The 1,577-nt window shown below is 38.1% G+C and carries 2 protein-coding genes and 1 pseudogene; all 3 read left to right on the top strand.

Features of this window, described 5'->3' with window-relative positions; translation table 11 throughout:
* Nucleotides 1-643 (top strand): YneB family resolvase-like protein (locus AC1DUW_RS28235; RefSeq protein ID WP_477644104.1); only part of this gene is annotated, 643 nt, incomplete at its 5' end.
* Between the two features lie 64 nt (nucleotides 644-707).
* Nucleotides 708-941: a DUF896 domain-containing protein gene (locus tag AC1DUW_RS28230; RefSeq protein ID WP_053345512.1), complete on the top strand. Its 234-nt coding sequence runs from the start codon at nucleotides 708-710 to the stop codon at nucleotides 939-941.
* 233 nt (nucleotides 942-1,174) lie between these two features.
* Nucleotides 1,175-1,577 (top strand): annotated as a pseudogene (locus AC1DUW_RS28225) (transketolase); the annotation flags it as partial.

The following is a 1,577-nucleotide window of genomic DNA, read 5'->3' as shown; positions in this document are numbered from 1 at the left end:
CTATTGTAGAGTAAGTACGGAAAAAGAGTCGCAGGAAACATCGTTAGCTAGGCAGGAAGATGAATTAGTCAAATTAGCTGAGAAAATGGATATAGAAGTAGTATCTATTATAAAAGAGCAAGCAAGCGGTTACGAATTAAACCGTGATGGTATTTTTGACATGCTGGATCTATTTAAAACTAAAGAGGCTGAAGTTCTATTAATTCAAGACGAAACGAGACTAGGCAGAGGAAATGCAAAAATTGCTCTGTTTCATGTTGTTCTTAAAGAAGGCGTTAAAATCTATACACTTTCCCATGATGGGGAACTTGAGCTATCGGATTCAGATGCTATGGTTATCCAAATAGTCGGCATTGTAGAAGAATATCAAAGGAAACTACATAATTTAAAAATTAAACGCGGGATGTTACGAGCAGTGGAAAAGGGGTATCGCCCTCAAAAAAACCTTCAAAACCAGAGGAATTCTACTGGAAGAGACCGTAAGGAGATACCTATTGAAGAAATTGTTAAACTTCGGGTAAATGGATTGACGTTTGCAGAAATCGCAGCCACGTTAAGGGGCTTTGGCTATAATGTATCCAAAGCTACAGTTCACAGGCGCTTTCTAGAATATCAACAGAATACACCTGAAACTCAATCATAGAACTTGTAATTTCGCTTTTTTTTTAATACCATGTCAATATCCGTACATTAGAAGGAGCGAAATTATGCTATCAAAAGAAAAACTAGCCCGTATTAATGAACTTTCTAAAAAGGCTAAGGCAGAAGGCTTAACAGAAGTTGAGGCTAAAGAGCAAACCCAATTGAGAAGTGAGTACTTGGAAACATTCAGACGTTCTATGTCCGATACGCTGGAACATGTGAAAGTTGTTGATCCGGAAGGAAATGATGTCACACCTCAAAAGATTAAAAATATAAAGGAAAAAAGAAACTTACATTAATGAATGGGGCTATCTGATGGAACTTTTCATTGGCTGGCCTTCTTATGGTCTTTAGAATTAAAAGGAGAATGCATTCATGTATGTATTCTCCTTTTTAGCTTAACCTAAATAGTGGACTTCTCTAGTTACTAGAAAATTGAAATATTGGGGAAGGATTTAGTGATTTTAGTTGTGATATTAAGCAGGTCACTATAATATAAAGAGGTACATTACAGGAAGGGATGTTTTACAATATGTTAGATAAATTAGATGCACTTTCTATCAATACAATTCGTACATTATCGATTGATGCAATTGAAAAGGCTAATTCTGGTCATCCGGGAATGCCAATGGGTGCAGCCCCGATGGCGTATAAACTTTGGACTGAATATATGAATCATAACCCTAAAAACCCTGATTGGTTTAATAGAGACCGTTTTGTTCTTTCAGCTGGTCATGGATCTATGCTGTTATACAGTCTTCTTCAKTTGTCAGGGTATGGCTTATCCATCGATGATTTGAAGAATTTCCGCCAATGGGGCAGCAAAACTCCTGGACATCCGGAGTTCGGTCATACAGCTGGAGTTGATGCGACCACAGGACCACTAGGACAAGGGATTGCAATGGCAGTAGGGATGGCGATGGCAGAACGTCACT

The organism is Peribacillus sp. P4_C12, from assembly GCF_056402095.1.
The sequence above is the reverse complement of the archived record's forward strand: the minus strand, read 5'-3'. Positions and strand labels throughout refer to the sequence as shown.